We start from the raw sequence: 24,844 nt of genomic DNA, 5'->3' as shown, positions 1-24,844 counted from the left end.
TGTCCGTTGCGGGAAGGCTACCGCGGGTAGGCTCATCGACGAGTGCTGAATCCACGGGCGATGGAGCCCGGGACCCGGGTCCAGCGGAGCCCGAGAAGGGTGAACGATGCCTGAGACCCAGACGCGAGCGGCCGAGGTGCTCGTCATCGGCGAGTCGATCATGGACGTCGTCATCGACGCCGACGGCGCGGAGACCGATGCCCCGGGCGGATCCCCCGCGAACGTGGCGCTCGGCCTGGCCCGACTGGGGGTCGTGCCGCGGCTCGCGACGGCGCTCGCCAGGGACGACTTCGGCGAGGCGATCGCCGAACGGCTCACCGCGTCCGGCGTCGTCATCGACCCGGCCTCGTGGTGCCTCGAGCGCACCGCGGTCGCGCGGGCGAGCATCGCCGCCGACGGGTCGGCGCACTACGACTTCGACATCGCGTGGGAGCTGCCCGGGGCCCCGGAGCTCGCGGGCGAGTCGGTGGTGCACACCGGCTCGATCGCCGCGTTCCTGGAGCCGGGCGCCGCGCACGTGCGGGCCGCCGTCTCCGCCGCGCGAGGGAGCGCCCTCGTGACGTTCGACCCGAACATCCGCCCCGCGCTGCTCGGCGAGCCCGACGCGGTGCGCGCCGAGGTCGAGGCGCTCGCGGCGGGCTGCGACGTGGTCAAGCTGAGCGACGAGGACGCCGAGTGGCTCTACCCGGGCCGCCACGTCGACGTGGTCGTGGCCGAGCTGCTCGGGCGCGGGGCCGGGCTCGTGGCCGTCACGCTCGGCGGTGACGGCGCGGTCGTGGCCAACTCGGAGGCATCCGCCGTGGTGCCCGCCGTCGCCGTCGACGTGCGCGACACGGTGGGCGCGGGCGACACCTTCATGGCGGCGCTCATCGCCGGGGTGCTGGCCGCCGATGCGGCGCCGGCGGCGCTCGACCACGACGCGCTCGCCCGGCTCGGCCGGCGCGCCGCGACGGCCGCGTCGATCACCGTCTCGCGGGTGGGTGCCGACCTCCCGACCGCGCGGGAGCTGGACCACGCGCTCGACGCCGCGACCGTGCGCGAATGCCTCGACGCGGCGGCCTGCACCAGCCCCTGGTGACCGGTCAGCCGGCGGGGGCGGATGCCTCGGCGATCTCCTGCTCGGCGGCGACCTCTACGGGCGGCCTCGCCAGCCGGACGAGCAGGACCGCACCGGCGAGCACCGCGAGCGTCACGACGAGGCCGAGCCAGACGAGGTCGGTCGCGGCGAGCACGACGTAGCCGATCACGGCGGATGCCCCCGCGATGCCGACGAACGGGAGCTGCGTCACGACGTGCGTGATCACGTTCGACCCGGCACCCGTGGCGGAGAGGATCGTGGTGTCCGAGATCGGGGAGCTGTGGTCGCCCGCGACCGCGCCGGCGAGGACCGCGCCCAGCATGGGCAGCAGCAGCTCCGGGGCGTCCACGGCGTTGACGATGCCGCCCGCGATCGGCAGCAGCAGGCCGAACGAGCCCCACGAGGTGCCCGTCGAGAAGGCCATCGCCGCGGCCAGGACGAAGACGATCGGGATGAGCCAGGCCGGCGGCAGGTTCGACGCCTCGACCAGTTCGCCGAGGAAGACGCCCGTGCCGAGCGCGTCGATCAGCCCACCGAGCATCCATGCCAGGATCAGGATTCCCACGGCGGGCAGCATCGACTTGATGCCCTCCCACCAGCCGCGCCCGAAGGTGTTCCACGCGAACTTCGGGTTCGCGGTGGTGTAGCGGAAGTAGTAGTACAGCGCGGCGGCGATGCCGAGCACGCCGCCGAAGATCAGGGCGGCGCTGGTGTCGGTCGAGGCGAGGATCTCGACCGGGTCCCACGAGCCGGCCGCGCTCACGCCGGTCCAGACGATACCGGTGAAGACGCCGACCACGAGGGCGACGAACGGCACGACGAGCGCGCGCTTCGCGCCGGGCTCGTGCACGGGCAGGTCCTCGCTGAGGTGGCCCGGCACGACCTCGCCCTCCGCATAGGGGCGGCCCTCCACGATGGCCCGACGCTCCTCGCGGCGCATCGGCCCGAGGTCGGCGCGGAAGACGATGACGAGCCACACCAGCACCGCCGCGGCGATCGCGTAGTAGTTGGCCGCGGCCGCGCCGAGGAACGCCTGCACGCTGCTGAGCGTGAGCGTCGACGCGGCGACGATGGGGGCGAGGATGCCCATGATGTACGCGCCCCAGCTCGAGAACGGGGCGAGCACCGCGACCGGCGCCGACGTGGAGTCGACGATGTAGGCGAGCTTCGCCCGGGAGATGCGGTGCTCGTCGGTCACCGGCCGGCTGATCTGGCCGACGGCGAGCGCGTTGAAGTAGTCGTCGATGAAGATGACGATGCCGAGGATGGCCGGCAGGAACATGCCGCCGCGGCGGGTCCGGATGCGCTCCACCGCCCAGTCGGCGAACGCCTTCGTGCCGCCCGACATCATGATGAACGCGGCGATCACGCCGAGCAGCAGCGTGAACACGAGGATGTAGACGTACCAGGTGTTCACCCCGCCGTCGACCCAGAAGATCTCCGCGAACGCCGTCCAGACCAGCCGCAGGGTCTCGAGCACGTTCAGCTCGGCGACCAGCAGCGCGGCCGCGACGACGCCGGCCCCGAGGCTCAGCATCACCTTCTTCGTCCAGATCGCCAGCACGATCGCGATGACCGGTGGCAGCAGCGTCAGCCAGGGCGCCGTCTCGAGCATCGGGTCCCCCTCCCGTGTTCCCCCGACCCTAGGAGGGCTGCGCGGCGGGCGTCAACGATCGGTGGACGGGCGGGCGTCGGTGCTCCAAACATCCGACGTTCGCTAATAGCGGAATGAAGTGAAGCATGACAGGACAGTGCCGAAATCCGCCCGTCGACGCCATGTTTCGGACGGCGTAACACGGTGCGATCTCGGCGCAATCTGCCCGGTGCGCGGCGGAATTCGCCTTCACCTGTTGATGAGGCGCGGATCCGGCAGGACGCCGCCACGGCGCGTTCGGGGCCCGGAACAGCGGTTTTTCGCGTAACCCCGAGTTAACTCCGGCCGTCGGAAGCAGAAACAAAGCGCCCGGACACTCGATCACACCTCCCTCAACGCCGAAGCAGTGTCCTCGTCCGTCGCCGGCGGGAGCGACGCTGACGAACGAAAGGATGCAACGTGCTCGACGTACCATCCACGAACGACGTCCGTCCGCTGCTCGAGGTCCGCGACCTCGGCGTCACCTTCGAGTCCGGGGCCGTGCAGGCGGTCACGCGAGCCGATGTCGAGGTCCGCGCCGGCGAGCGCGTGGCGATCGTCGGCGAGTCCGGCTCGGGCAAGAGCACCACCTGCGCTGCGATCGGCGGCTTCGTGACCGAGCCCGGCTCCCACGTGTCGGCATCGACCCTCCGTTTCGAGGACCGCGACCTGCTGCGCCGGAGGACCTCGCGCATCCCGCGTCAGACACCCGGCATCGCGATGATGTTCCAGGACGCGATGACCTCGCTCGACGCGGTCTGGACCGTGGGCAGCCAGCTCGAGGCCGTGCTCGGCAACCAGCTCAAGCTGCGCGGGAAGGCGCGGCGGCGTGAGGCGGAGGCCTGGCTGCGCCGGGTCGGGCTCCACGACGTGGACCGGGTGATGCGCAGCCGCCCCTACGAGCTCTCGGGCGGCATGCGCCAGCGGGTCATGCTCGCGATCGCGCTCTGCGGCCGCCCGCGGCTGCTGATCGCCGACGAGCCCACCTCGGCGCTCGACGCGTCGCGCTCGGTGGAGATGATGCGGCTGATGATCGAGCTGGCGTCCACGACCGGCGCGGCCGTGCTGATCGTCACCCACGACATCCGCCTCTGCCAGTCGTTCGCCGACCGGGTGATCGTCATGTACCAGGGCTGCGTCGTCGAGGACATCCCCGCCGACCGGCTGATGGACGCCTCGCACCCGTACACGCGCGCACTCGTCGAGTGCGTGCCCAGCCTCGACAACCACGACGCCGACCTGCTGCCGACCATCGACGGCATGGCGCTCGCGACGAACGTCGCCGCTCGGGAAGCGGAGGCCCGCGTTGCCTGAGACCGCCATCGGCCGCCGGCCGTTCACCGAGCTCCGCGTCGACGACGCGCGACGCGTCTTCGGTTCGCGGCGGCACCGCCACGTCGCCGTCGACGGCGTCGACCTGACCATCGGCCCGTCGACCTCCCTCGGCATCGTCGGGGAGTCGGGGTCGGGCAAGAGCACGCTCTCGCGCATGCTCGTCGGGCTCGACCAGCCGACCTCGGGAACGGTCCTCCTGAACGGCGCCCCGGTGCACGACTGGCTCGCGGAGCGCAGCCGTGCCCTCGAGTTCCGGCGCACGGTGCAGTACGTGCCGCAGGACACGAGCTCGTCCTTCGACCCGCGGCGCTCGCTTCGCGACTCCGTGCAGTCGCCGCTGCGCACCCTCTACGGGCTGGGCGGGCGAGAGCTCGACGAGGCCTTCGACGACGTGCTGGCATCGCTCCAGCTCGACCCGGCACTCGCCGATCGCAAGCCGCATCGGGTGTCGGGCGGCCAGCGCCAGCGCTTCGCCATCGCCCGCGCGCTGATCGTGCGGCCGCGCGTGATTGTCTGCGACGAGGTCGTATCCGCGCTCGACGTCAGCGTGCAGGGGGCGATCCTGAACCTGCTGAAGCAGTACATCGCGGAACATGACGCGGCCATCGTCTTCGTCTCCCACGGCCTCCCCGCGACCGCGTTCATCTGCTCGCGGATGAGCGTCATGCACCACGGTCGCGTGGTCGAGAGCGGGCCGACGGCGCAGGTCGTCCACGACCCCGCCGACGACTACACGCGCTCGCTGATCGACGCCTACCGGCTCGACGACGCCCTCGAGGAGACGGTGGTGCCCGCGTGAACGCCCTCGGCCGCCAGCGCTGGTGGATCACCCGGATCCTCGTGCTGCCCCTCCACATCCTCGTGTTCGCCCTGCTCGCGTTCTTCCTGGTCCGGCTCATGCCGGGCGACCCCGTGCAGAACTTCCTGCGCGACGGCTCGCCCACCGAGGAGGACTACGCGCGGGTCGAGGCGGCGCTCGGGCTCGACGGGTCGCTGCTCGAGCAGTTCGGGCGCTACCTCGCGGGTCTCGCGCAGTTCGACCTCGGCACGTCCATCACCTCGGGGAAGCCGGTCTTCGACGAGCTGATGCTCCGCTTCCCGATCACCCTCCAGTTGACGGTCGTCGGACTCGTCGTCACGATCGCCGTCGCGTTCCTCGGCAGCTACCTCGCCGCGGTGGCGCCGACGAGCATCGTGGGGCGTGGGATCCGGGTCTACGCGCGCACCGCCGGGGCGATCCCCGACTTCGTGCTCGGCGTCGTGTCGATCTTCCTCTTCTACGTGCTGCTGCGCATCGCGCCGCCGCCGGTGGGGCTGGTCGGCGCGATCCAGACACTTCCCGAGCCGATCACCGGCTTCTCGCTGATCGACTCCGCGCTGGTGGGCGACTGGGAGATCACCGGGTCGATCCTCGCGCACCTCGGACTGCCCGTGCTCGTGCTGGCGCTCGGCTACTCGCCGCTCATCATGAAGATCCTGATCATCTCGCTCGACGAGGCGGTGGACGCGCCGTCGACGCGGTTCCGGATCTCGACCGGCGCCTCGCGCGGCATGGTCATCGCGAGCCTCATGCGGCGTGCGGCGCCGCCTGCCGTGGTGATCTGCGGGATGCTCTTCGGCGGCCTCCTGGGCGGATCGGTCGTGCTCGACCAGCTGTTCAGCCTGGGCGGGGTCGGGCAGTACGCCGTGGCGTCCATCAACGCCAACGACTTCCCGGTGCTGCAGGGCTTCCTGGTGCTCACCGCAGCCGTCTCGCTCGTCGTCTACCTCCTGGTCGACGTCGTGAACATGCTCCTCGACCCCCGACGCCGACCCGGAATGGTGGTGGCCTGATGACCCTCCGACTCGCAGGACCCGCAGGGGACGCGGCCGTCGCGGCCACCGCGGCCCGCCCGATGCCCCGCTGGTCGACGTACCTCGTCTTCGTTCCCGCCGCGCTGCTCGCGCTGCTCGCGATCTTCGGTCCCTACCTCACGCCGTACGACCCGGAGCGCGTGGTCGGCGGCGCCGCGATCGCGCCGAACGGCACCTTCTGGTTCGGCACCGACTCGGCCGGCATGGACGTGTTCTCCCGTACCGTCGCCGCCGCACGGGTCGACGTGCTGATCGCCACGGTGGTCACGCTCGGAGCCACGGTGATCGGCATCCTGATCGGGATGTTCGCCGGCATGGGCGAGTCGCACGGCGGCGTGCGGGGACTGGTCGCACGCGGCATGTCCCGCGTGCTCGACCTGGCCGACGCGGTGCCGCTGATCGTGATCGCCATGGTCATCGTCGCGATGTTCGGCGCCACCGAGCTCTCGCTCAGCATCGTGCTGACCATCGTGCTGATCCCGGGCCCCGCCCGCCTCACCCGCGCGGAGACCCTGCGGATCCGGGGTGAGGCCTACCTCGACGCCGCACGCATCGGCGGCATGCGCGAGGCTCGGCTGAGCCTGCGGCACGTGCTGCCGAACGCCGCGGTCCCCGCGGTGGAGAACATGTCGGTGGTCTTCGGCGTCGCGGTGGCGATCGCCGCGGCGCTCGGCTTCCTCGGCGTCGGCATCGCGCCGCCGACACCGGAGTGGGGCTCGATGGTCTCCCGCGGGACATCCGACCTCATCTCCGGCCGGTGGTGGTCGGCGGTCTTCCCGGCCATCTTCCTGGGCGCGGCGATCGTCTCGGTCGCCGTCGCGGGAGGGGCGGCCGTGCGCCGACTCCGCAGCTGACACGCCCCGCCCCCACCCTCCGCCGTATCGGCGTCCGTTCACCGACCCCCCGAACGCACCACCCTGCCCGAAATCCATCACGCACACCCGAGAAAGGCAGCACCGTGAAACCACACCACAGCTCCAACCGACGCGGGATCCGCACCGCACTCGCCGCGATCGCGGCGACCACCGCACTCGTCCTGGGCGGTTGCGCCGCCGGCGGCACCGAGGCGTCCGACGAGGGCGAGGAGATGTCCTCGATCGTGGTCGCCGCCGCAGGCATCCCGACCTCCTGGGCGCACGACTCCGGCAACTTCGCGACGTCGAAGTACGACTACCTCACGCTGTCGCAGGGCTTCCTCGTGAAGAACGCGTACATCCCGAGCGATGACGGCGTGACGATGCTCCAGGACGTCTCCTCGTTCGAGGGCGACCTGGCCGAGTCGTACGAGGTCAGCGACGACGGCCTCGTCTACACGTTCCACCTGCGCGAGGACGCCGTGAGCGCGGCGGGCAATCCGCTGACCGCCGACGACGTGCTCTGGACCTACGAGCGCAAGTTCGCGACCCCGACCAGCTCGGTGCAGTTCGTGAACCGTCCGATCCTCACCGACCCCGCCACCCAGATCCAGAAGGTGGACGACCACACGGTGACCTTCACCATCGAGGAGGCGGGCTACGGCTTCACACTGCTGTCGCTGCTCGCGAACAGCACGGGCGGCATCTTCGACTCGGTGCTGCTCCAGGAGCACGCGACCGATGACGACCCGTACGCCGTCGCGTGGTCGGACACGAACTGGGACTCGAACTACGGCTTCGGTCCCTACATGGTCGACAGCGTCTCGGGCGACACCGAGTTCGTGATGGTCGCGAACCCGAACTGGTGGGGTGGCACCCCGGCGATCGAGAAGATCACCTTCCGGGCGATCGCCGACCCGGCCACTCGTGCCACCGCGCTCGCCACGGGCGAGGTGCAGGCCGCCATGGCGCTGCGCGCGTCGGAGTCGGTCGACCTGTCGGACGACCCGAACGTGGCCGTGCCGAGCGGTTCCTGGTCGAACGGGCTGCTCATGGCGCCGCTCATGACCGACAAGGCGCCTTTCGACGAGGAGCTCGTCCGCCAGGCGTTCGCCTACGCCGTGCCGTACGAGCAGATCGTCGACACGGTCTACGCCGGGCGCGCGACCGTCGACCACGGCATCCTCGACAAGACGCTGCCGGGCTACACCGACGAGGGCCTGCCGACCTACGAGTACGACCCCGAGCAGGCGCTCGCGCTCCTCGACGAGGCGGGCCTGGACGAGGTCGCGTTCACGCTGACGTACGCGTCGGGCACCCCCGACGTGGCCGACGCCGCGATCCAGATCCAGAGCGCTGCCGCCGAGGCCGGATTCGACATCACCCTCGAGGAGCTGCCGATCGCGGCGTTCTCGTCGGGTCGTGCCGAGTCGGAGTACCAGGCCGTGCTGCAGCGCGACGGTGCGATCGTCCAGGCGCCGTCGTACGAGATCAGCCTGTTCACGGGTGAGGGAGCGACGACCAACTACGCGCGTTGGGAGAACCCCGACTTCTACGCGGCGGTCGACGCCGCGATCGAGGCGGGCGAGCCCACCACCGATGAGGCCGGCGCAGCCTGGGCCGAGGCCGAGGAGATCCTGCTCACCGAGGCGCCGTACGTGTTCATCGCGCGGCCGATGGCCAACTGGGCCGTCGCCTCCGAGCTGAGCGGTGCGCAGTACCGCACCGACAGCACGATCGACTGGTCCGCGGTCACCCCAGGGGAGTGACGACGACGGGTGGGCGACGCTGCCACGTCGCCCACCCGTCCACTCCCGATCCATCACGCACTGAAGAGACAGGAAGTAACACCAATGGTAAAGAAGATGCACCTCGGCTGGTTCATGAACTTCAGCCGCTCGACGGCCTGGACCAGCCCGTGGGTCCTCGAGTCCGAGGCCCGCGAGTGGATGAACGGCGATTACCACATCGACTGGGTGCGCTCCATGGAGCGGGCGGGCTTCGACTTCGCAATGCTCGAGGACTCCTCGATGGTCGCCGACGGCTACGGCGGGTCGATGGAGGTCGACCTCAAGCACTCGCTCTACGCCCCGAAGGGCGACCCGCTCAGCATCGCCCCGGTGCTGGCCAAGGCGACCGAGCACATCGGCATCATCTCCACCGCCTCCACCTCGTTCTACCCGCCGTTCCTCCTCGCCCGTGCGATCGCCACGATCGACCACATCAGCCAGGGGCGCGCCGGCTGGAACATCGTGACCTCGAGCGAGGACCGCGCCGCGCAGAACTTCAACCTCGACAAGCTCTACGAGCACGACACCCGCTACGAGATGGCTGACGAGTTCGTCGAGGTCGTCGAGAAGCTCTGGTCGTCGTGGGACGCCGACGCGGTGGTCATGGACCGCGCGACCGGCACGTACGTCGACCACACCAAGGTGCGCCCGATCGACCACGTCGGCCAGTACTACAAGGTGCGCGGGCCGCTGAACGTGCCGCGCCCGCCCCAGGGCCGGCCGGTGTACTGCCAGGCGGGCGGCTCGCCCCGCGGTCGCCAGTTCGCCGCCGCCCACGCCGACACCATCATCAGCGCGGCGCAGGGCATCGACGACATGCGCGAGTTCCGCGACGACATCCGCCGTCGCATGATCGACCTCGGCCGCGACCCCGACAGCTGCAAGGTCATGTTCATCACCACGCCCGTGCTCGGCAACACCGAGGCGGAGGCGCAGGAGCGCTGGGAGGCCATGCTGCACCCGACGCAGGCCGGCGTCGACGTGGCGCTCGGCCACATGGGTGCGCTCACCGAGATCGACTTCACGCAGATCGACGCGGACAAGCCGTTCCCCGAGCTCACCACCAACGGCCACCGCACGACGCTCGAGAAGTTCCTGAAGCTCGGCAAGACCCCGCGCGAGGCGGCCGGCAAGTGGGCGATCCGCTACACCGACCCGACGTTCGTCGGCACGCCCGAGAAGGTGGCCGCCGAGATGAGCCGCGTGTTCGACGAGGTGGGCGGCGACGGCTTCCTCATCGCGGCGGGCGGCTCGCGCCGGGGCATCACCGAGATCACCGACGGGCTCGTCGGCGCGCTCCAGCAGCTCGGCCGCACCCGCACCTCCTACAACCACGCGCACCTGCGCGACAACCTCATGGAGTTCTGACACGTGACCGCATCCGCACCACGCATGCACCTCGGCTGGTTCACCAACTTCCTGCCGCCGTCGTGGAACCGCACCTGGTCGGGGCGGGCCGCGGACACCTGGGCGTCGGGCGACTTCCACATCAACGTCGCCCGACGCCTCGAGGAGGGCCGGCTCGACTACCTGCTGCTCGAGGACTCGAGCTACGTGTCGAACACGTACGGCGGGGACTTCGAGCTCGAGCTCGCGCAGATGTCCCGTGCCCCGAAGCACGACCCGATGCCGCTCGCCGCGGCCATCACCCGGGAGACCCGGCACCTGGGCGTGATCGCGACCGCGAACACGACCTTCTACCCGCCGTACCTGCTCGCACGCCTGATCTCGACGCTCGACCACCTGAGCCGCGGCCGCATCGGACTGAACGTGGTCACCGGCGCGCCGAACCAGGCGCTCGCGAACTTCGGCATCGCCGATGACGCGCTGAAGGACTCGGCGTCGGCGCACGACCTTCGCTACGACATGGCCGACGAGTTCGTCGAGCTGGTCGTGAAGCTCTGGGAGTCGTGGGAACGCGACGCGGTCATCCAGGACCGCGAGGCCGACCGGTACATCGAGGCGAGCAAGGTGCACACCGTCGACTACGACGGGCAGTACCACCGCAGCCGCGGCCCGCTCAACACCATCCCGAGCCCGCAGTACCGGCCGGTCATCTGCCAGGCGGGCGGGTCGCCGCGGGGCATCCGCTTCGCCGCCAAGTACGCCTCGACGATCGTCGCCCTCCCGAAGGGCGAGGACTACATGCGGAAGTACTGCGACGACGTGCGGCGGGAGATGGAGGCGGCGGGCCGCGATCCCGAGGAGTGCAAGATCCTCTTCCTCGTCTCGCCGACGCTGGGCGACACGGATGCCGACGCCCAGCGTCGCCGCGAGGCGGACCGCGCGCGGGTCGACGAGCGGGTGCGGCAGCGGCTGTCGCTGATGTCGGGGGGCGAGACGGACTACTCCGCATACCCGCTGGACGAGCCCCTCCCCGAGCTGGACGCGCGCGGCCAGAGCGTGACCGACACGTTCGTGCGCATGAACGCGGGCAAGACCTTCCGTGAGGCGCTCGCGGACGACACCACCGAGTCGGTGGAGCTGGTGGGCGCGCCCGAGACCGTGGCCGAGCGGATGGGGGAGGTGCTCGAGTCGACGACCGGCGACGGCTACCTCTTCTACTCCGGCAGCGGGCAGCTCACCATGCGCTACGTCGACGAGGTCATCGACGGGCTCGTTCCCGAGCTGCAGCGCGCGGGCCTCGCGCGCACCGAGTACTCGGGGTCGACGCTCACCGAGCACCTCGCGGAGTTCTGAGGCGCACGGGACATCCGTCCACCGAACCAGGGAATCGAGGAAGGCATGCTGATGGAAGACGAATCGCTCGCCGCGCGCTCCGCGTATCGCCGGGCCGTCGCGTCGCGTTCGAGCGGCACGAAGCAGAACCAGGCGCGTCGCGTGTACGCCCTGCTCCGCACGGCCATCCGCACCAAGCTCGTGCGGCGCGGCGATCCGCTCGTGGAGTCCGACCTCGGGACCCAGCTGAACGCCACCCGTGCGGCCGTCCGCGGGGCGCTCGTGCAGCTCGCCCAGGACGGGCTCGTCACCCGCTCGCCGCGGGTGGGCACGACCGCGCTCGAACTGTTCGAGGGCGTGGAGATCGGCACTCCGCAGGGGTCCACGCTCGGGTTCGAGGTGCAGGTGCTGTTCGAGGGCGTCGTCCCGGGGTCCCCCGTCGTCTGCCAGCAGCTGCACCTCGACCCGCGCTCGCCCGTGCGCATGGCCGAGTACTTCCTGATCCAGAACGGCCGGCCGTACTGCGTCGAGACCTGCTACTGGGCGCCCGAGGTCGAGCCGCGACGGCCGTTCGTGCTCGAGGACGGCGCCGACCTGCCGTCGTCGTTCCGTGCCCACTTCGGCCGGCCGCTGTCGCGGAGCACGACCGCGATCGAGGCGATCCAGGGCGACGAGGCCACGACCCGCATGCTCGACCTCCCGCCGGGCGCAGCACTCCTGCTCAGCGAGAAGCAGCTGATCGACGACACGGGCACGCCGCGCGAGCTCCAGTACGTCTACTACGCAGCGGCGCGCACCTACTTCCGCCACGACGGCATCTACGAACCCGTCGAACGCGGCGACGCATGAGCCGGGACATCGCATCCGGACGGATGCGCCGCCTGCGGAGGCGAGGTCGTCGCCCGGTCGGCGAGGCACGTCCCCGGGAGGAGTCGCTGCGCCCCGTCATCGCGCCGATCGCGGGTCTCGTCATCGCGCAGTTCGTGGCCGGCCTGAGCGGGACCATCGTCGCGACCGCCCTGCCGTCGATCCTGACGAGCCTCGACGGCTCGCCCGGCGAGTCGACCTGGATCGTCGCCGCGACCATCCTCGGCAACACCGCGACCGCCTCCATCTGGGGCCGGCTCGCCGATCGCATCGAGGCCAAGCGCGTCGTGCAGGCCGGCCTCGCATTCTTCCTCGTCGGGTCGCTGCTCGCCGGCATCGCGCCGAACACGCCCGTCCTGATCGCGGCCCGCGCACTGCAGGGCATCGGGCTCGGCGGCATCCTCACCTCGACCGCCGCGACGCTCGCCGGGCTGGTGGCTCCGCGGCAGCGCGGCCGCGTGAACGCCTTCATGGCCACGGCCCAGACGACGGCGACCCTGACCGGGCCCGTCATCGGCGGCATCATCGTGCAGACCTCCTGGCTCGGCTGGCGCTGGTGCTTCCTGCTCAGCGTGCCGTTCGCGATCACGTCGATGATCGTGATCGCCGCGACGCTGAAGGTCGCCCGGCGGCCGGTCGAGCCGCGCCCCGCCGACTTCGCCGGCATGATCCTGCTGCCCACGGCGATCACCGCGCTGCTCATCGCGGTCTCCGCCGCCCCGGACGCCGCGAGCCATCCATGGCTGGTGGGGGTGAGCGGATGCCTCGGGCTGATCGCGACCGTCGCGTTGGTCATCGTCGAGCTCCGGGCGTCGGACCCGGTCCTGCCGATCCGCCTGTTCGCCAGGCGGCGCACGTCCACGATCTTCATCGCTGCGTTCGCCGCCGGCAGCGTCATGTTCAGCGGCTCCGTCTTCATCAGCCAGTACCTGCAGTTCGGGCTGGGCCTGCAACCCGCGATCTCGGGCACGATGCTCGTGCCGATGGCGATCGCGACCGTGGTGACCGGGTTCGCGGTGGGCCGCTTCATGAGCCGCACGGCGAAGCTGCGACCCGTGCTCCTGTTCGGGAGCATCGCGCTCGTGGCCGGCAACGCCGTGCTCGCGGGCGTGAACCTCGCTCCGGTGCCGTTCACCATCGCGGGCACGGTGCTGCTGGCCTGCGGACTCGGGGCGATGACGCAGAACCTGATCCTCGCCTCGCAGGTGTCGGGACGGCAGGACCAGGCCGGGTCGATGGGGGCGACGGTGCTGATGCTCTTCGTACTCGGCGGCACGGTGGGCCTCGTCGCGCTCGGCGCCGTGCTGACGGCGGTCGTCGGCGCGTTCATGGCCGACGGCGCGAGCGAGGCCGACGCGTACCTGCACGGGATGCCCGTGCTGTTCGCGGTCTCCGCGGTCGCCGTCGTGCCCGCGTTCGGAGCCGTGCTGGCGATGCCGGCGATCCACCTCCGGTCGCAGGTCGAGGAGCCCGACGCCGCCCGCTGCGAGCACGGCGCATGACGCGGCGGATGGTCGCGAGGGACGGCGGAATCGGTCCGGAATGTCACCGGGTCGTTCCTGAGATCAGAGAAAACCCAGTTCAAACGACTATTCGCCGCACCTGACCCGACGTCGGAATGTTTCCGGAACGGCGCAAAGCAGGCGCAATGCAGGAGTCACCCGGGGGAAATCGCCGCCGGGTTCAATCGAGTCAACGCACGACACCGCGTCATCGATCGCACGACACACGAGGGGGAACCGCACATGCGCACCATCCCGATCACCGAACGGCCCATGGTCGAGTCGGCCTTCGGCGCCTTCCCCTCGGGGATCGCGGCGATCACCGCCGTCGTCGACGGCGAGCCCGTCGGCTTCGTCTCGACCTCGTTCACCGTGGGGATCTCGTTCGAACCGCCGCAGGTGCTGTTCTCCGCGCAGCGCGGCTCGCGCACGTGGCCGGTGCTGCGCCGTGCCGGCCGACTCGGCGTCTCGGTGCTCGCGCAGGGCCACGAGGCGGCGTGCATGCAGCTCGCGTCGCGCTCGCGCGACCGCTTCGCCGGACTGGCCCTCACGCCCGGCACCGACGGCGCCCTCACGCTCGACGGCGCGGTGCTGACGCTCGAGTGCTCGGTGCGGGCGGAGATCCCGTCGGGCGACCACGACCTCGTCGTGCTCGACGTGCACGACCTCGCGGTGACCGACGACACCGAGCCCCTCGTCTACCACGGTCGCGCCTTCCGATCGCTGCTGTCCGCCACGAACGCCGCCGCCTGACGACGTCGACCTCCAAGGAGCACCGTATGACCCTGAACGTGATCGTCGTGGCCGGCAACCCGAAGGCCGACTCCCGAACCCTCGATGCCGGGCGCGTGGTCGCGCGGGCATTCGCCGAGCGCTGGAACGAGATCGACCTCGTCACGCTCGGCCCCGGCCTGATGGGCTGGGGTGATCAGGCCGTCGGCGACGCGGTCGCCACCGTGAAATCGAGCGACCTGGTGGTGATCGCGTCGCCGACGTTCAAGGCGACGTACAGCGGCATCCTGAAGCTGTTCCTCGACCAGTTCGAAACGGGCGACGGGATGGCCGGGGTGACGGCGATCCCGCTGATGCTCGGTGCGGGTCCCGCCCACTTCATGGCGCCGGAGCTGCTCCTGAAGCCCGTGCTCGTCGAGCTCGGCGCCACGACGCCGACGCAGGGCCTCTACCTCTCGGACAAGCACTACGCCGAGGAGGGCGCCCTCGACGAGTGGCTCGCCCGCTGGGGGGCATCCGTCACCGCGACCGCCGGCGCGATCCGGGCCGTGGCCGCGGACGCCTGACGAGACCGAACCGAGGAGACGCACATGACCATGGACATCGCACCCGAGGCGGGCTTCGACCCGCGCGACTTCCGCGACACGCTCGGCCACTACGCCTCCGGCATCACCGTGATCAGCGGCATGGCCGACGGGGCGCCGACCGGCTTCACCTGCCAGTCGTTCTACAGCGTCTCGATGGAGCCGCCGCTCGTGTCGTTCAGCGTCATGACGACGTCGACCACCTACCCGGCGATCCGCGACGCGGGCCGGTTCGCGGTGAACGTGCTGGCCCACGACCAGGACGCCGTGTCGAGCCAGTTCGCCCGGAAGGGCACCGACAAGTGGGCCGGCATCGAGTGGACGCCGAGCGAGGCGGGCAACCCGCTCATCGCGGACTCGCTGATGTGGCTCGACTGCGACCTCTGGGCCGAGCACGAGGCCGGCGACCACTACATCGTCATCGGGCGGGTCAACGCGATGAGCCCGGCCGAGTGGCACACGCGCGAGCCGCTGCTGTTCTACAAGGGCACCTACCGACACCTGAGGGGCGTGGACGCATGACCGACACCGAGATCGCCGTGCCGCGCCTGCGGCCGGTCGCCGAGCAGTACGCCATCATCGACCTCGACCGTGACGAGCCCGTCGTCGCGGGCACCGTGGTGCCGGGCGACCAGCGCGGGCGCACCCTCGGCTTCCCGACCGCGAACCTCGTGCTGCCGACCGGCCTGCGCATCCGCGACGGCGTGTGGGCGGCCGACGTTGTGGTCGAGGGCGGCCGGCGGTTCGCGTCGGCGGTCTCGATCGGGCACCGGCCCACCTACTACGGGCGCAGCGGGGTGCGCCTGCTCGAGGCGTACCTGCTCGACTTCTCCGAGAGCCTCTACGGCACGCAGATCATCGTGACCCTGCGCAAGCACCTGCGCCCGCAGCGTCGCTTCCGCTCGTCGGAGGAACTGGTCCGCCAGCTCGACCGGGACGTCGCCGCCACGGCGCGCTGGGCGAAGGCCGAGCGGGTCGGCCAGCCGGGGGACCGGCCGCGGCGTGGTGAGTGGGGTGCCTCGGAGCGTCGGCCGGTGCGCGACACCGCGGGCGCGATCGCGGCCCGACGTGAGCGGCGGCGAGACGCCATCGCGGAGGCCGCGCGGCAGGCGAAGCACGACGGATGCCTCACGCACGAGGCCGTCTCGGAGCGGGCGGGCGTGCCCGTCGGCCTGCTCCGTTGGTCGTACCCGACCGTCGGGGACCTCGCCGAGATGGCCGAGGGCGCCTGAGCGGACCTCCCCCTGCCGCACAGGCCGGCCGGGGCGGCGGACGGAGCGCAGCGTGGCGCCACCTGCCTCCCCGGCCGCATGCGTGCGACGGGTGCGGGGGACTCCGCGCCTACAGCGTGCCCTCGTGTCGCGGGTCGAGCGTGAACACGACCGAGCGCCCGGTGACGACCTCGACGTCGATGCGCACGAAGTGCGGCTTGTCGGTCGGGATCCAGGGCTTCAGCGGCGCGCCCTCCGCGTCGGCGATCTCGCCGGGCGTGGTGAGCGGCTTCGCGGTGCCGCGCACGACGATGCTCCACCCGCCGTCCTGGTCGAAGTGGTCGACCTCGAAGGCGACGGCGTGGTTCGCGGTGACGTCGTCGAACTTGGTGCCGCCCGCGGTGCGGAACAGGATCGAGCGGTCGCTGGCGTGGTAGTTGACCGGGAAGATGTCGGGTCGGTCGTCGACGCTCACGGCGAGCCGGCCCATCTCGTTGTTGCGCAGTCGCACCCAGCACTCCTGCTCGGACAGTTCGCTCATGAGGGTCGTGGCATCGTCCATGAGGTCATCCTCGCAGGCTGGCCCGTCGTGTCAACGGTCGTGACCCGGCCGCAGTGCTACACGACAGGTGTAGATTAGAGCGTGACGACGAGGTCGACACCCACTGCGATGCCGACCCCCGCCACCCGGGGTCGACCGACCCGCGGGAACCTCGATCCGAAAGGTCTGTCAATGGCACGCGTCAGCGGAAAGGTCGCACTCATCAGCGGAGGAGCCCGGGGCATGGGGGCGTCGCACGCCCGCCTGCTCGTCGACGAGGGCGCGAAGGTGGTGATCGGCGACATCCTCGACGAGGACGGCGAGGCGCTCGCGGCCGAGCTCGGCGACGCGGTGCGCTACGTGCACCTGGACGTCACCGACTACGCGCAGTGGGAGGCGGCCGTCGCCGCCGCGGTCGAGTCCTTCGGCCGGCTCGACATCGTCGTGAACAACGCCGGCATCGCCAACTTCGGCCCGATCGAGGACTACACCCTCGACGCCTGGGACCTCATCCTGAAGATCAACCTCACCGGCGTCTTCTACGGCATCAAGGCGGCGATCCCCGCGCTGAAGGAGTCGGGCGCCGGCTCCATCATCAACGTCTCCTCGACCGCCGGCCTGCAGGGCTACGAGGCACTCCCGGGCTACAACGCCGCCAAGTACGGCGTGCGCGGCCTCACCAAGAACGCCGCACTCGACCTCGGTCGCTACAACATCCGCGTGAACTCCGTGCACCCGGGCGTCATCCGCACCCCGATGACCGAGGAGCTGGACACCCCGCAGAGCCACGTCGCGCTGCACCGCGTGGGCGAGCCGATCGAGCTGTCGAACCTCATCCTGTTCCTCGCCAGCGACGAGTCGAGCTTCTCGACCGGTGCCGAGTTCGTCGCCGACGGCGGCGAGACCGCCGGCCTCGCGCACTACGCGGACTGAGGCGACGGATGCCGCGGGGCGGTGCACAACTCAGTGCACGCCCTGCGGATCCGGCGGAACCCCTCCGGCTAGGCTGGCCCCCGTGACGACGAGCGCGCCCGATGCACCACGCCTCGATCCCCGCGCCGAGCGCACGCGCGCGGCGCTCGCCGACGCGCTGCGGCGGCTCCTGGCGACCACCGCGATCGACGAGATCAGCGTCTCGGCCCTCTGTCGCGAGGCGGGCGTGCACCGCACGACCTTCTACGGCCACTTCGAGAGCGTGCAGGACTTCGCGATCGAGCAGTACGGCTACGAGTTCGACTCGATCTCGGTGGTCGACGTGGATCCCTCGGAGGGTGACCCGCAGCAGGTCGCCGTCCGGTACGAGGAGTCGCTCCGCGGACTGCTGGAGCACGTCGTCTCCGAGCGCGCGGGGTACCGGGCGCTGCTCGCCTCGCGCTCGCGCTGGCTGTTCCACTCCGTGCTCGACGGGCGCATCCGCCACCGGGCGCTGCTCGCGGTCGAGGTGTGGGCCGCCCGCGACGTCCCGGGTGCCCCGCAGGAGCGGTGCGCGCAGGAGGAGGCGGCCGCGTACATCGCCGGCGGCCTCATCGGTGCCATCGAGACCTGGGCCGTCGGCGACGAGGACGACCTGGAGGCCGCGGCCGAGCGGTTCACCGCCCTGCTGCCGTCGTGGTGGCCGCACCCGACCGACTGACCCGTCCTCGCCCGTCGGGACCCGTCGCGATGCGTCGGGACCCGTCGATCGACTGCGTTCCCAGCGCGGGATGCGCAGGTTCCTGACGGGTCTCGGAACTCGGGGAGGCCTCAGCGGCCGCCGCCGCCCCCGCCTCCGCCGCCGCCGCCGGAGAACCCGCCGCCTCCCGAGCCGCCGCTGGAGCTCGACGACGCCGCCGCGACGCGCGCGGCCGCGGCGGACTGCAGCGCGTGCGAGCCCGCGACGTTCATCGCGATGAGCGCACCGTAGGGCACGTGGTGGTGGCGGTAGCGCAGGCGGTCGTCGTCGACCTCGCGCACGAGCGCGTCGAGCTCGCGCGCCCACGAGTCCTCGATGCCCCACAACTGCGCCCAGGGGAGCAGGTCCTCGTAGAGGTGCACCCGCTCCGCGGCATCCGCCGCCGCCGCCCGCCCGCGCTCGGCGGACGAGGCGATGGGCCGGCGCTCGGCGGTCTCGACGCCCTGCAGCACGCGCATGCGGTCGCGCTCGGCGAGCCGCATGTAGTCGCGCAGGCCGCGCAGGTGGTCGCGCAGCGCCGCCCCGCGCTCGGTGAGCAGCGACGGGCGCGACGCGATCATGAGCGCGAAGATGAACCCCACCACGCCGACCACGAACCCGCCGACGATCCAGATGTTGAAGACCTCGGAGAACATGGCGACGATGAAGACGATCCAGAGCAGGATCGACGAGATGACGGCGATCGCGGTCAGCCACCCCATCGGGCCCCTCGCCGGCTGCGCGCGCAGGCCGAGCCGGTGCGTCTCGAGCACCACGCCGTCGTCGACCGCCATGAGCCGCCGGGCCTCGGCGATCGGCATCTTCTTGTCGATCGCGCGACGCGCCCCGGGCTGCATGGTGGGGAACATCGCGAGCAGCAGCTTGAGGTCGCGCGGCTCGACCTCGGTCGGCACCTCGAGGAGCTCCGCGTGCAGGTCCTTCGACTCGCGTCCGAACCAGCCGGACTCGCCGGTGGTCTCGACGAACTGGATGCGGTCGTCGAGGGCGAGGCGCAGGATCTGCGCCTGCAGGCCGCGGTCGGAACGCCCGATGATGTTCGCGCCGAGGATGGGATCGACGCCCTTCGGCGGGCTGTACTCCGGCACGATGATGCCGCGGCCCGGGTGGTCGCGCCAGCGCGTCAGCCGCACCACGAGCATGATGATCACCACCACGAGGACGAGCACCGCGAGGACGCCCGGCACCCACGTGAAGAACAGCGAGTCGCGTGCCCGCTCGGGCACCACGAACGTGCCGCGCTCGAACGCGATCGCCACGGTCACGCCGGAGTACGGCCCGAGATCGCTCTCGCTCACGCTGAAGACGCCCGCCGCCGCATCCGCCTGCATCTCGCACTGCACGTCGGAGCCCTGCACGCCGCGGTAGCACGCGGTCGCGCCGGTCAGCGAGGGGATGAGCTGCTGGTCGACCTGGAGGTGCATGGCGACCGTGCCGAACGGCTGCGGCCAGCCCGTGCCGTTGACGTCCCAGTAGAACTCGTCGGCGTCGGTGTCACCGAAGCTCGCCACGACATCGTGCTGGCGATAGCTGATCACGTACGTCTGCACGCCCCGCACGAACTCGTCGGTGCCGAGCGCGAGGTCGATGTAGTCGCCCTCGCGGGTGGCGTCGGCGAACACCGGGGCGCCGTTCTCGTCGGTGACGACGATCTGCTCGGTGCGCAGGTCGACGCCGTCGTAGCGGTCGACGATGCTGCGGATGATGCCCCGGTTCTGGTCGAAGTCGGGGAACCGCGCCACGATCGTCTCGGTCACGTCGAGCACCGAGTGGCCGTCGGCGTCGCGGCTCAGCGCGTAGTCGGCGCCGAACGAGTCGAACGTGAAGTCCTCGACGCCGGTCGCGGCACCGTGCGCGACGTCGGCGGTCGCGGCCGGGGCGGTGGCCGCACCGCCGAGAAGGCCGAGTGCGAGTGCGACGGCGGCGGCGGCGACCGAGATGCGGAGGGGCGAGCGGATGCCTCGGGTCTGCATGCCTCGAGTCTGGCAGTCCGAGCCCACGGGAGCGACGGTGGATGCACCGAGTCGCGCGTGGGTGATCGATGCGGCCACCATCGCGGCGCAGCCGTCGCGGGAGGTGACGCGCGGCCGGCGATCCGCCAGAATCGGAGGTGAAGGTCACTGCGAGGGTGGGAGCGGCATGACGGACCAGGCGGGCGGGCCGCCCGAGGGCTGGTACCCCGAACCGGGTACCGGTCGCATGCGCTGGTGGAGCGGCAGCACGTGGGGCGCGTACGAGGCGCGGCCGTCGTGGGAGCATCCGACGCCGCCGCCTGCGCCGCCCGGCAACGGCATCGCGATCGCCGCGCTGGTGCTTGGTGTCTGGGGCATGCTGACGACCTGGATCCCGCTGTTCATCGGGCTGTTCCTCGGGCTCGTGCCCGACGTGCTGGCGATCGCGTTCGGCGTCGTCGGCATCACCCGGGCGAACCGCCTCGGCGGGCGGGGCCTCGTGCCGGCGATCATCGGGCTGGTGCTCGGCACCATCGCGTTCGCATCGATCTTCTTCGGCGCCGGCACGACCTGGTAGGTCTCGGCCGGCCGGCACCGCTCAGGCGCCGAGCACGCCGTCGGGGTCGCGGATCTCCACCCGCGCCCGGCCGTCGGGGTTCGTGCCGGCGACATCGACCACCGTGCGGAAGAAGCGCCCGGCGCCGGGGGCCACACGGGTGACGCCGGAGAAGTCGAACACGAGGCATCCGTCGTCGTGCACCAGGGGGAGCAGGCGCGTGAGCACCTCCTCCATGCCGGCGAAGCGGATGTCGCCGCGCAGGCGCGCGATCGTCGTGCCGTCCTCGGCGTCGAGTGCGCCGATCGGGGAGAGCGCCGTGCCGCGGCCGGCGAGCAGGTGCAGCCCGTAGCGGGTCGACAGGGTCTCGAGCATCGCGATGCCGCGCACGCTGTTGCCGCGCTCGTCGAGGCGCGGGCTGAACGTGCCGACGCCGAACTGCTCGGGCTGGAGCGCGACGATGCCGCCGCCGACGCCGCTCTTGGCGGGCAGCCCCACCTTCAGCAGCCACTCGCCGGAGGAGTCGTACATGCCGCAGCTGGTCATCATCGCGCTCGTCCAGCGCGCCGCGTCCTCGCTGATCACCCGCTCGCGCGTGACCGGGTTGACGCCGCCGGTCGCGAGCGTGGCGGCCATGATGGCGAGGTCGCGCGCGGTGACGGCGAGCGAGCACTGGCGGAAGTAGGTGTCGGTCGCGACGTCGACGGATGCGGCGAGCGTGCCGGCCGAGTGCGTCAGGTAGGCGAGCGCGCGGTTGCGGTCGCCGGTCTCGGCCTCGGAGGCGTACACCGACTCGTCGAGGTGCAGCCCGCGGGCGGCGAACCGGCTGAGGCCCTTCCGGATCACGTCGAACTTCTCGGCGGTCGACCTTCCCGGGATCAGCGAGGACGCCACGATCGCCCCCGCGTTGATCATGGGGTTGTCGGGGCGGCCGGATGCCTCGAGGCTGATGGCGTTGAACGGCTCGCCGCTCGGCTCGAGGCCGACGTGGCGGGTGACCTCGTCGAGCCCGATGGCGTCGAGCGCGAGGGCGAATACGAACGGCTTCGAGACCGACTGGATGGTGAACTCGGCCCGGCTGTCGCCGGCCTCGTGCACGGTGCCGCGGGCGCTGACGAGCGCGATGCCGAGCTGGTCGGGGTCGACGTCGGCCAACTCGGGGATGTACCGCGCCACCTCGCCGTCGGTGCGCGGGCGCGCCGCCTCCATCACGTCGCTCAGCGTGCGGTGCACGGGGTTGGTCAGCTCGGTCGCATCCTGCCCGTCGTCGGCCATGCGGTCAGCATACGGCGGGGAGGTCCGCGCGCGCCGGGGCGGAGGCGGGCGGGATCCGCGCCCGGCCCGGGGCATCCACCCGCCCCTGTGCACCCGGCGCACGGGGGTGGATACTGGGGGAGCGCGACCGGCCGGTGCGGTGCGGCCGCGCCGCACCGGGGAACGAGGGGGCCGGATGTCCGCTGCGACCAGCACCGACGGCGTGCACGCGCTGCTCGTCACGCACGTCGACAACGCGGGCGTCTCGCGGGTGAAGGTGCTGCCGCGGCGTCGCATCGCCTCGGCCGCCGAGACCGGCGTGAGCATCTCGAACAGCGTCGGCATGCTCTTCTCGGTGGACGACCACCTGAACTCCACGCCGGAGATCGATGCGATCGTGGGCGACCTCAAGGGCATCCCCGACCTGTCGGCGCTCGCGATGCTCGACGCGGCGACGGGCCTCGCCTGGGCGCCGGCCGACCTGCGCGCGCTCGACGGCTCGGAGCATCCGACCTGCCAGCGCTCGCTGCTGAAGCGGGTGGTCCGGGCGGCCGAGGAGGACGGGCTGGCATTCCGGGTCGGGTTCGAGCTGGAGTTCACCGTGTTCCGCGAGTCGGCCGATCCGGCCGTGCCGGGCGAACTGCGCAACCCGAGCGAGTTGGAGCATCCGGGCGTCGTGCCCGAGTTCGCCCATGACGGGCCCGCCTACTCGACGCGTGCGGTGCTGGCCCTCGAGCCCTGGCTGCTCCAGGCGATGGCCGCGCTCGACGCCGCCGGGGTGCCCGTCGAGCAGGTGCACCCGGAGTTCGGCGACGGGCAGGTCGAGATCGCGCTCGCGCCGCGCGACCCGCTGCGCGCGGTCGACGACGCCGTGCTCGCGCGCCTGGTGATCCTCCGCACCGCAGCGGAGCACGGGCTGCTCGTCTCGTTCGCGCCCGTGCCGGTCGCGGGCGCCGCGACGAACGGCTGCCACGTGCACCTCTCCGCCGCGCACGAGGGTCGCCCGCTCTGCGCCGACCCCGACGGGCCGCACGGCTTCACGCCCGAGGCGGGCATGATGATCGCCGGCATCCTCGACCGGCTCGAGGAGGGGCTCGCGCTGCACGGCGGCAGCGTGCTGTCGTTCGAGCGGCTGCGCCCGAACCACTGGGCGGGCGCGTACCGGTGCTGGGGCCCCGCCAATCGCGAGGCCGCCGTGCGGGTGGTCGAGGGACAGGCCGGTCGCGAGGCCGCGCAGGCGAACCTGGAGTTCAAGTGCGCGGATGCCGCCGCCAACCCGTACCTCTCGGTCGCGGCGCTGCTGGCGTCGGCGCTCGACGGCATCGCGCGCGGCGCCCGGCTGCCCGAGCCCGTGCACGTCGACCCGAGCACGCTGCCCGAGGGCGAGCGGGAGGCCCGGGGCATCCGTCGCCTCCCCGCCGACCTCGGCACCGCACTCGACCTGCTCGAGGGCAGCGCGTTCTTCCACGACGTGGTCGGGACGACGCTGCTCGACGCGTACGTGGCGTCGCGGCGGCACGAGTGGGACGCGTACGGCGGGCTGGACGCGGCGGCGGTCGCGGAGCTCGTGCGCTGGCGCTACTGAGCCCGGGACGTTCGCCCGCTGGTTGGATTACCGGTAACACGATCGGCGAACGATACGACATGATGCTGGTATGACCCGTCCGGATCCCGACCGTCCCGCCACGATCTACGACGTCGCGGCCGCCACCGGCGTCTCGCACCAGACGGTCTCCCGCGTGCTGCGGAACATCGGCACCTACCGGCCCGAGACACGCGAGCGCATCTTCGCAGCCGTCGAGGCGCTCGGCTACCGGCCGAACGTGGGTGCCCGCGAGCTCGCCCGCTCGCGGCAGAAGCGCATCGGCGTCGTCGGCTACGAGACGTTCGAGTCGAGCACGAGCAAGGTGCTGCGCGGCGTGAACGAGGTCGCCGAGGCTGCCGGCTATCGGCTGGAGATCGTGAACGTCGACCCGCTCGGCGACATCGACACGCTGAGTGCCGCGCTCGAGGGGCTGAACGCGTCCGACGTGGCGGGTGTGCTCGCGACCTCTCCCACGGCGAACGTGCGCGAGGCCCTGGAGCGCGTCAAGTTCCGCAAGCCGGTGTTCCTCGACGTGAACGGCGACCAGGTGGCCGCCGAGCACGGACGTCCGACCCGCAGTATCGCGGCGGGGCTGGTCATGGATCACCTCCGCGAGCTCGGGCACGCGCGGATCGGCTTCATCGCGGGCCCCGAGGGCTGGGACTCGGCGACCAATCGCGAGGCGGTGTACCGGGAGCGCATGGCCGATGCGGGACTCGCGCCGCTCGTGCTCGGGCGAGGCGACTGGTCGGCGGCGTCGGGCTTCGACGCGGCTCGGTCGGTCGATCGTACCGGCGGCATCACCGCGATCTTCGTCGCGAACGACCGCATGGCGCTGGGCGTGCTGCGCGCGCTGGCGGAGCAGGGCATCCGGGTGCCCGAGGACGTCAGCGTCGCGGGCATCGACGACATCCCCGAGGCGGCCTACTTCCTGCCGCCGCTGTCGACCGTGCACATCGACTTCACCGAGGCGGGGCACGTCGCCGCCCGCAGCCTGATCGGTCTGATCGAGCGGCCGGATGCGCCGGTGCCGGCGTATCCCGACCGGCGCCTCGTGGCCCGGGCGTCGACCGCGCTGGTCGGCTGAGCCGGCCGAGGGTTGCGTCGGTCGGGGGCGCGCGCTAGGTTACCGGTAACCCGATCTACGTTACCGGTAATCCTCTCGCAC

The 24,844-nt window shown here is 71.5% G+C and carries 23 protein-coding genes; 19 read left to right on the top strand and 4 right to left on the bottom strand.

Going from position 1 to position 24,844, the window contains the following annotated elements; all coding sequences use genetic code 11:
• Positions 1-106: 106 nt before the first annotated feature.
• Complete coding sequence (locus tag ABZK10_RS03180; protein WP_353807739.1) at positions 107-1,078, top strand: PfkB family carbohydrate kinase; 972 nt, start codon at positions 107-109, stop codon at positions 1,076-1,078.
• A gap of 4 nt (positions 1,079-1,082) precedes the next feature.
• Here the strand turns inward: ABZK10_RS03180 and ABZK10_RS03175 are convergent, their stop codons facing one another.
• Positions 1,083-2,693, bottom strand: a complete 1,611-nt coding sequence (locus tag ABZK10_RS03175; RefSeq protein WP_353807738.1) for a Na+/H+ antiporter NhaC family protein — start codon at positions 2,691-2,693, stop codon at positions 1,083-1,085.
• Positions 2,694-3,131: 438 nt separating this feature from the next.
• On the opposite strand from ABZK10_RS03175, the gene ABZK10_RS03170 reads away from it, so the two are divergent.
• The 13 genes from ABZK10_RS03170 to ABZK10_RS03110 all read left to right on the top strand — a co-directional run bounded on the left by ABZK10_RS03170 (position 3,132) and on the right by ABZK10_RS03110 (position 16,140).
• Positions 3,132-4,025 carry an ABC transporter ATP-binding protein gene (locus tag ABZK10_RS03170; protein ID WP_353807737.1) on the top strand — a complete coding sequence of 298 codons (894 nt, stop codon included), beginning with the start codon at positions 3,132-3,134 and terminating at the stop codon, positions 4,023-4,025.
• Positions 4,018-4,845: an ABC transporter ATP-binding protein gene (locus ABZK10_RS03165; protein WP_353807736.1), complete on the top strand. Its 828-nt coding sequence runs from the start codon at positions 4,018-4,020 to the stop codon at positions 4,843-4,845. Before ABZK10_RS03170 ends, ABZK10_RS03165 begins: the two co-directional genes overlap by 8 nt.
• Positions 4,842-5,879, top strand: a complete 1,038-nt coding sequence (locus tag ABZK10_RS03160; RefSeq protein WP_353807735.1) for an ABC transporter permease — start codon at positions 4,842-4,844, stop codon at positions 5,877-5,879. Before ABZK10_RS03165 ends, ABZK10_RS03160 begins: the two co-directional genes overlap by 4 nt.
• The gene (locus tag ABZK10_RS03155; protein WP_353807734.1) at positions 5,879-6,754 is read left to right on the top strand and encodes an ABC transporter permease; all 876 of its coding nucleotides are present in this window, start codon (positions 5,879-5,881) and stop codon (positions 6,752-6,754) included. Before ABZK10_RS03160 ends, ABZK10_RS03155 begins: the two co-directional genes overlap by 1 nt.
• Positions 6,755-6,858: 104 nt before the next feature.
• Positions 6,859-8,523, top strand: coding sequence for an ABC transporter substrate-binding protein (locus ABZK10_RS03150; RefSeq protein WP_353807733.1), 1,665 nt, complete (start codon positions 6,859-6,861; stop codon positions 8,521-8,523).
• A gap of 84 nt (positions 8,524-8,607) precedes the next feature.
• Complete coding sequence (locus tag ABZK10_RS03145; protein WP_353807732.1) at positions 8,608-9,912, top strand: NtaA/DmoA family FMN-dependent monooxygenase; 1,305 nt, start codon at positions 8,608-8,610, stop codon at positions 9,910-9,912.
• A gap of 3 nt (positions 9,913-9,915) precedes the next feature.
• Positions 9,916-11,244, top strand: coding sequence for an NtaA/DmoA family FMN-dependent monooxygenase (locus ABZK10_RS03140; protein WP_353807731.1), 1,329 nt, complete (start codon positions 9,916-9,918; stop codon positions 11,242-11,244).
• Positions 11,245-11,295: 51 nt separating this feature from the next.
• The gene (locus ABZK10_RS03135) at positions 11,296-12,072 is read left to right on the top strand and encodes a GntR family transcriptional regulator (RefSeq protein ID WP_353807730.1); all 777 of its coding nucleotides are present in this window, start codon (positions 11,296-11,298) and stop codon (positions 12,070-12,072) included.
• On the top strand, positions 12,069-13,592 hold the full coding sequence (locus ABZK10_RS03130; RefSeq protein ID WP_353807729.1) for an MFS transporter: 1,524 nt from the start codon (positions 12,069-12,071) through the stop codon (positions 13,590-13,592). The genes ABZK10_RS03135 and ABZK10_RS03130 overlap by 4 nt, the downstream gene beginning before the upstream one ends.
• Positions 13,593-13,835: 243 nt before the next feature.
• Positions 13,836-14,345 carry a flavin reductase family protein gene (locus ABZK10_RS03125; protein ID WP_353807728.1) on the top strand — a complete coding sequence of 170 codons (510 nt, stop codon included), beginning with the start codon at positions 13,836-13,838 and terminating at the stop codon, positions 14,343-14,345.
• 26 nt (positions 14,346-14,371) lie between these two features.
• Positions 14,372-14,890, top strand: coding sequence for an NADPH-dependent FMN reductase (locus tag ABZK10_RS03120; protein ID WP_353807727.1), 519 nt, complete (start codon positions 14,372-14,374; stop codon positions 14,888-14,890).
• Positions 14,891-14,914: 24 nt separating this feature from the next.
• The gene (locus tag ABZK10_RS03115; RefSeq protein ID WP_353807726.1) at positions 14,915-15,430 is read left to right on the top strand and encodes a flavin reductase family protein; all 516 of its coding nucleotides are present in this window, start codon (positions 14,915-14,917) and stop codon (positions 15,428-15,430) included.
• Complete coding sequence (locus ABZK10_RS03110) at positions 15,427-16,140, top strand: riboflavin kinase (RefSeq protein ID WP_353807724.1); 714 nt, start codon at positions 15,427-15,429, stop codon at positions 16,138-16,140. Before ABZK10_RS03115 ends, ABZK10_RS03110 begins: the two co-directional genes overlap by 4 nt.
• A gap of 109 nt (positions 16,141-16,249) precedes the next feature.
• On the opposite strand, the gene ABZK10_RS03105 is transcribed toward ABZK10_RS03110, so the two are convergent.
• A complete protein-coding gene (locus ABZK10_RS03105; protein WP_353807723.1) occupies positions 16,250-16,681 on the bottom strand; it encodes a pyridoxamine 5'-phosphate oxidase family protein in 432 nt (143 codons plus the stop codon).
• A gap of 171 nt (positions 16,682-16,852) precedes the next feature.
• Between ABZK10_RS03105 and ABZK10_RS03100 the strand changes: the two genes are divergently transcribed.
• Both ABZK10_RS03100 and ABZK10_RS03095 read left to right on the top strand, forming a co-directional pair.
• Positions 16,853-17,593 carry a glucose 1-dehydrogenase gene (locus ABZK10_RS03100; RefSeq protein WP_353807722.1) on the top strand — a complete coding sequence of 247 codons (741 nt, stop codon included), beginning with the start codon at positions 16,853-16,855 and terminating at the stop codon, positions 17,591-17,593.
• An 82-nt stretch (positions 17,594-17,675) separates the two neighbouring features.
• Positions 17,676-18,293: a TetR/AcrR family transcriptional regulator gene (locus tag ABZK10_RS03095; protein WP_353807721.1), complete on the top strand. Its 618-nt coding sequence runs from the start codon at positions 17,676-17,678 to the stop codon at positions 18,291-18,293.
• 110 nt (positions 18,294-18,403) lie between these two features.
• Here ABZK10_RS03095 and ABZK10_RS03090 read toward each other — a convergent pair whose 3' ends face one another.
• The gene (locus tag ABZK10_RS03090) at positions 18,404-20,302 is read right to left on the bottom strand and encodes a DUF2207 family protein (RefSeq protein ID WP_353807720.1); all 1,899 of its coding nucleotides are present in this window, start codon (positions 20,300-20,302) and stop codon (positions 18,404-18,406) included.
• Between the two features lie 166 nt (positions 20,303-20,468).
• Between ABZK10_RS03090 and ABZK10_RS03085 the strand changes: the two genes are divergently transcribed.
• Complete coding sequence (locus tag ABZK10_RS03085; RefSeq protein ID WP_353807719.1) at positions 20,469-20,858, top strand: DUF4190 domain-containing protein; 390 nt, start codon at positions 20,469-20,471, stop codon at positions 20,856-20,858.
• A gap of 21 nt (positions 20,859-20,879) precedes the next feature.
• On the opposite strand, the gene glsA is transcribed toward ABZK10_RS03085, so the two are convergent.
• Entirely contained in the window at positions 20,880-22,112 is a 1,233-nt protein-coding gene (gene glsA / locus ABZK10_RS03080; protein ID WP_353807718.1) for a glutaminase A, read from the bottom strand.
• A 175-nt stretch (positions 22,113-22,287) separates the two neighbouring features.
• Between glsA and ABZK10_RS03075 the strand changes: the two genes are divergently transcribed.
• A complete protein-coding gene (locus ABZK10_RS03075; RefSeq protein ID WP_353807717.1) occupies positions 22,288-23,676 on the top strand; it encodes a glutamine synthetase family protein in 1,389 nt (462 codons plus the stop codon).
• 70 nt (positions 23,677-23,746) lie between these two features.
• A complete protein-coding gene (locus ABZK10_RS03070; RefSeq protein WP_353807716.1) occupies positions 23,747-24,763 on the top strand; it encodes a LacI family DNA-binding transcriptional regulator in 1,017 nt (338 codons plus the stop codon).
• Positions 24,764-24,844 lie beyond the last annotated feature (81 nt).

It is taken from the genome of Agromyces sp. SYSU T00194, assembly GCF_040496035.1.
GTDB classification, from domain to species: Bacteria; Actinomycetota; Actinomycetes; order Actinomycetales; family Microbacteriaceae; genus Agromyces; species Agromyces chitinivorans.
Note: the sequence above shows the minus strand (reverse complement) of the source record. Positions and strands in the feature narration are given on the sequence as shown.

Excerpts from the sequence above, each read along its gene's own strand:
- ABZK10_RS03180 (WP_353807739.1), top strand. The coding sequence starts at position 107 with ATGCCTGAGACCCAGACGCGAGCGGCCGAGGTGCTCGTCATCGGCGAG.
- ABZK10_RS03175 (WP_353807738.1), bottom strand. The coding sequence starts at position 2,693 with ATGCTCGAGACGGCGCCCTGGCTGACGCTGCTGCCACCGGTCATCGCG.
- ABZK10_RS03155 (WP_353807734.1), top strand. The coding sequence starts at position 5,879 with ATGACCCTCCGACTCGCAGGACCCGCAGGGGACGCGGCCGTCGCGGCC.
- ABZK10_RS03145 (WP_353807732.1), top strand. The coding sequence starts at position 8,608 with ATGGTAAAGAAGATGCACCTCGGCTGGTTCATGAACTTCAGCCGCTCG.
- ABZK10_RS03135 (WP_353807730.1), top strand. The coding sequence starts at position 11,296 with ATGGAAGACGAATCGCTCGCCGCGCGCTCCGCGTATCGCCGGGCCGTC.
- ABZK10_RS03130 (WP_353807729.1), top strand. The coding sequence starts at position 12,069 with ATGAGCCGGGACATCGCATCCGGACGGATGCGCCGCCTGCGGAGGCGA.
- ABZK10_RS03125 (WP_353807728.1), top strand. The coding sequence starts at position 13,836 with ATGCGCACCATCCCGATCACCGAACGGCCCATGGTCGAGTCGGCCTTC.
- ABZK10_RS03120 (WP_353807727.1), top strand. The coding sequence starts at position 14,372 with ATGACCCTGAACGTGATCGTCGTGGCCGGCAACCCGAAGGCCGACTCC.
- ABZK10_RS03115 (WP_353807726.1), top strand. The coding sequence starts at position 14,915 with ATGACCATGGACATCGCACCCGAGGCGGGCTTCGACCCGCGCGACTTC.
- ABZK10_RS03110 (WP_353807724.1), top strand. The coding sequence starts at position 15,427 with ATGACCGACACCGAGATCGCCGTGCCGCGCCTGCGGCCGGTCGCCGAG.
- ABZK10_RS03105 (WP_353807723.1), bottom strand. The coding sequence starts at position 16,681 with ATGGACGATGCCACGACCCTCATGAGCGAACTGTCCGAGCAGGAGTGC.
- ABZK10_RS03100 (WP_353807722.1), top strand. The coding sequence starts at position 16,853 with ATGGCACGCGTCAGCGGAAAGGTCGCACTCATCAGCGGAGGAGCCCGG.
- ABZK10_RS03090 (WP_353807720.1), bottom strand. The coding sequence starts at position 20,302 with ATGCAGACCCGAGGCATCCGCTCGCCCCTCCGCATCTCGGTCGCCGCC.
- ABZK10_RS03085 (WP_353807719.1), top strand. The coding sequence starts at position 20,469 with ATGACGGACCAGGCGGGCGGGCCGCCCGAGGGCTGGTACCCCGAACCG.
- glsA (WP_353807718.1), bottom strand. The coding sequence starts at position 22,112 with ATGGCCGACGACGGGCAGGATGCGACCGAGCTGACCAACCCCGTGCAC.
- ABZK10_RS03075 (WP_353807717.1), top strand. The coding sequence starts at position 22,288 with ATGTCCGCTGCGACCAGCACCGACGGCGTGCACGCGCTGCTCGTCACG.
- ABZK10_RS03070 (WP_353807716.1), top strand. The coding sequence starts at position 23,747 with ATGACCCGTCCGGATCCCGACCGTCCCGCCACGATCTACGACGTCGCG.